Origin of the sequence: Diaphorobacter ruginosibacter, from assembly GCF_040396215.1 — a bacterium.
GTDB lineage: Bacteria > Pseudomonadota > Gammaproteobacteria > Burkholderiales > Burkholderiaceae_C > Diaphorobacter_A > Diaphorobacter_A ruginosibacter_A.
Map to the genome: position 1 here is coordinate 1 of NZ_JBEBOW010000204.1, position 4,234 is coordinate 4,234.

A 4,234-nucleotide genomic window follows, 5' to 3' on the forward strand; every position below is an offset into this window, starting at 1 on the left:
GCTCGATCACGCCCGCCAGCGCCTGCTTGGAGAGCATGCGCGGGCCGCGATCGCCCAGGCCCGGCACTTCCACCTGCGCCTCGGGGTCGGCCAGCAGCTGCTTGGCGTAGCCGCTTTCCACCTTGATGTCCTCGGCATCCTTGGTCGGTGTGCGCAGCGCCATCGCTATGTCGCTGGTGATGAGATCGCCCGCGATCGGAATGACAGCGGTGTGGCGAATCGCGCCGCCGGTGAAGATGGCGACGTCCGTCGTGCCCGCGCCGATGTCCACGACCGCCACGCCAAGCTCGCGCTCGTCATCGGTCAGCACCGCCTGGCTGCTGGCCAGCGGATTGAGCATGAGCTGCTCCACTTCGAGTCCGCAGCGGCGCACGCATTTGATGATGTTTTCGGCAGCGCTCTGCGCACCGGTCACGATGTGGATCTTGGCTTCCAGGCGGATGCCGCTCATGCCGATGGGCTCTTTCACGTCCTGCCCATCGATCACGAACTCCTGCGGCTCCACCAGCAGCAGCCGCTGGTCGCTGGAGATGTTGATGGCCTTGGCGGTTTCCACCACCCGCGCCACGTCGGTGGGGGACACCTCCTTGTCCTTGACGGCCACCATGCCGCTTGAATTGAGGCCACGGATATGGCTGCCGGTGATGCCGGTATAGACACGCTGGATCTTGCAATCGGCCATCAGTTCGGCTTCCTTGAGAGCCTGCTGGATGCTCTGCACGGTGGCGTCGATATTGACCACCACGCCGCGCTTGAGTCCGTTGCTCGGGGCAATGCCCAGACCGGCGAGCTTGAGGTTGCCGTCGCCCATCACCTCGGCGACGACCGCCATCACCTTGGCAGTTCCAATGTCGAGTCCGACAACCACATCCTTGTATTCTCTTGCCATAAATCCGTCCTGCCCTCAGTTGTTGCGCCCGCGCGTGCGTGTCGTTGCCGTCTTTGCATTCATGCGCGTTGGCGCAGCGCGCGCGGACCGCGCCGCCGCGGCCCTCGCACGTGCCGCCGCCGTCTCCGCGCTCACGGTCGTCACGCCCCGAAGGCGCAACGCATATCCATCCATCTGCCGCAGATCCGCGCTCTCCAGCGAATCCACCTTCCGGCCCTGCTGCGCCGCGACCTTCGAGACCGTGCGCACGAAACGGTCAACACGCCCGGTCACATCGATCGGGCTGCCGCTGCCCATCTCGATGCTGGCACCGCTGTCCAGCGTCATGCGCCAGCCGCCCCGGCCATTGAGCGCCAGCGTGTCGATCGAGGAACCCAGCGGCTTCACAGCCCTTTTCAGGCGGTCATACATCTGCAGCATTTCCAGGGAGCGGCCTTCCGGGCCGATCAGGCGCGGCAGATCCGACTCATCGTTGTCATCAGCGTCCGCCTCGAACACCTCGCCATAGTTGTTCACCAGCGTGGGGCTGCCTTCCGGGCCCCAGAAAGCGCGCGCCTGGTGCTCCTGGATCTCCACGGCAAGGCCATTGGGAAAATCACGGCGGACCCAGGCCTTGCGGATCCATGGAACGCCCTCGAACACTTCGCGCGCCTGCTGCAGGTTCAACGTGTAGAAATTACCCATCAGCTGCGGCGCGACGTTGGCGCGCAGGCTCACCGGATTGATGTGCGAGAGATCGCCATGCACCACGATGCGGCCGATGCTGAACGCGGGATTGCGCAGGAACCACCAGCCGCCGCCCACCAGCAGGCCCAGGGCGCAGCACACGAACAGGATCGTGGCGATCATGTTCATGAGTCTGACGTCCAGGGGCACTGGCAGTGCGTCGTTCATTGCGCGCTGGCTCCTTCATCGTTTCGGTTGCCCTGCCGCGAATCGAGCGACGCCATGGCGAGAATGCGCAGGCACAGATCCGGGTAGTCGATGCCCACGGCCTTGGCCGACATGGGCACGAGCGAGTGGCCCGTCATGCCCGGCGAGGTATTGATCTCCAGAAGAAACGGCTTGCGGTCGCTCTTGCGGATCATGATGTCGGCGCGCGCCCAGCCCCGGCAGTCGAGCGTGCGAAACGCATCGACCACCAGTTGCTGGATCTCGCGCTCCTCGGACTCCGGCAGGCCGCTCGGGCAGTGGTACTGCGTGACATCCGTGAAGTACTTGTTCTGATAGTCGTAGTTGCCCTCCGGCGCGACGATGCGGATCACCGGCAGCGCGCTGGCCTGCCGGCCCTGGCCCAGGATCGGGCAGGTGGTTTCGTCGCCATCGATGAACTGCTCGCACAGCACCTCCGGATCGAAGCGCGATGCGAGACGGTAGGCCTGCTCGCACTGGCCCACCGAGGTCACCTTGGTCAGGCCGATGGTCGAACCCTCGCGCGACGGCTTGACGATCATCGGCGAGCCGAGCTCCTTGAAGGCCCGGGCGGTTTCGGCGGCGCTCGCCACCAGCCTCCAGTCGGGCGTCGGCAGGCCTTCGGCGCGCCAGATACGCTTGGTCATGATCTTGTCCATGGCGATGCTGGACGCCATCACGCCGGGGCCCGTGTAGGGAATGCCCAGCAGTTCGAGCGCGCCCTGCACCGTGCCATCCTCGCCGTGGCGGCCGTGCAGCGCGATGAAGCAGCGGTCATAGCCATGCGACTTCAAATCGCACAGATTGTTCTGCGACGGGTCGAAGGCATGCGCGTCCACGCCGCGCGCGTGCAGCGCCTGCAGCACGCCGCCGCCCGACATCAGCGACACCTCGCGCTCCGCGGACGCGCCGCCCATCAGCACGGCGACCTTGCCCAGGCCGCGAACGTCGATCCCTGCTTGCTTGTCGTTGTTCATTGCGCCTTTCCCTCCTGCGCGGACCGGACCGTGCCGGACACCATCTCAAATACCTTGGCGGGCACCGCGCCGATCGAGCCCGCGCCCATGCACATCACGACGTCGCCATCTTTTGCGCCGTCCAGGATGCGCTGCGGCAAGTCAGCCACGTCGTCCACGAACACCGGCTCGACCTTGCCCGCGACCCGCACGGCGCGCGCCAGGGCGCGGCCGTCCGCCGCGACGATGGGCTGCTCGCCGGCGGCATACACCTCGGTGAGCAGCACGGCGTCGGCCTCGCCCAGGACCTTCACGAAATCCTCGAAGCAGTCGCGCGTGCGGCTGTAGCGGTGCGGCTGGAAAGCCATCACCAGGCGGCGGCCGGGAAAGGCCCCGCGCGCGGCGGCCATCGTGGCTGCCATCTCGACCGGGTGGTGCCCGTAGTCCTCGATCAGGTCGAACCTGCCGCCGTCGCTGCTGGGGAGATCCGCCATGCGCTGAAAACGCCGCCCCACGCCGTTGAAGCCCGACAGCGCGCGCAGCAGCGCATCGTCGGGGACATCGAGCTCGCCCGCCACCACGATGGCGGCCAGCGCGTTGAGCACGTTGTGCATGCCCGCGAGGTTGAGCTCCACGTCAAGGTCCGGCCCTGCCGCGGCGCCGCCGCGCTTGACGCGGAAATGCATCTGCGTGCCCGCCGCGCGCACGTCGACGGCGCGCACCTGGGCATCCTCTCCGAAGCCGTAGGTGATCACCGGGCGCGTCAGGCGCGGCATGATGTCGCGCACCGCCGGGCTCTCCACGCACAGGATGGCGGTGCCGTAGAACGGCATGCGGTGCAGGAAATCGACAAACGCGCTCTTGAGCTTCTCGAAGTCGTGCCCGTAGGTCTCCATGTGGTCCGCGTCGATGTTGGTGACCGCCGCCATCACCGGCAGCAGGTTCAGGAACGACGCATCGGACTCATCGGCCTCGACGACGATGTATTCCCCCTTGCCCAGCTTGGCGTTGGCGCCCGCGCTGTTGAGGCGCCCGCCGATCACGAAGGTGGGATCGAGCCCCGCCTCGGCGAGCACGCTGGCGACCAGGCTGGTGGTGGTGGTCTTGCCGTGCGCGCCGGCGATCGCGATGCCCTGGCGCAGCCGCATGAGCTCGGCGAGCATCAGCGCGCGGGGCACCACGGGGATTTTCTTCTCGCGCGCGGCCAGAACCTCGGGGTTGTCGCCCTGCACCGCAGTGGATGTGACCACCGCATTCGCGCCCTCGATGTTGGCCGCGCCATGGCCCACGTGCGTGCGGATGCCGAGCGCCCGCAGGCGGCGCAGCGTCGCGCTGTCCGACAGGTCGGAGCCCGACACCGCATAGCCCAGGTTGTGCAGCACCTCGGCGATGCCGCTCATGCCCGCGCCGCCGATACCCACGAAATGAATGTGACGGATGGCGTGCTTCATTGGGCCAGCTCCTCACATGCGGCCAC

General features: G+C 67.0%; 4 protein-coding genes. All 4 read right to left on the minus strand.

Annotation, left to right across the window (positions count from 1 at the left end; all coding sequences use genetic code 11):
- Positions 1-889, minus strand: an 889-nt coding sequence (gene ftsA / locus ABWP92_RS16650) for a cell division protein FtsA (protein ID WP_353236523.1), incomplete at its 3' end; no start/stop codon positions are given.
- A 15-nt stretch (positions 890-904) separates the two neighbouring features.
- Positions 905-1,783, minus strand: a complete 879-nt coding sequence (locus ABWP92_RS16655; protein WP_353236524.1) for a cell division protein FtsQ/DivIB — start codon at positions 1,781-1,783, stop codon at positions 905-907.
- Positions 1,780-2,778 carry a D-alanine--D-alanine ligase gene (locus ABWP92_RS16660; protein ID WP_353236525.1) on the minus strand — a complete coding sequence of 333 codons (999 nt, stop codon included), beginning with the start codon at positions 2,776-2,778 and terminating at the stop codon, positions 1,780-1,782. Before ABWP92_RS16660 ends, ABWP92_RS16655 begins: the two co-directional genes overlap by 4 nt.
- Positions 2,775-4,208, minus strand: a complete 1,434-nt coding sequence (gene murC, locus ABWP92_RS16665) for a UDP-N-acetylmuramate--L-alanine ligase (RefSeq protein ID WP_353236526.1) — start codon at positions 4,206-4,208, stop codon at positions 2,775-2,777. The genes ABWP92_RS16660 and murC overlap by 4 nt, the downstream gene beginning before the upstream one ends.
- Between the last annotated feature and the right edge of the window lie 26 nt (positions 4,209-4,234).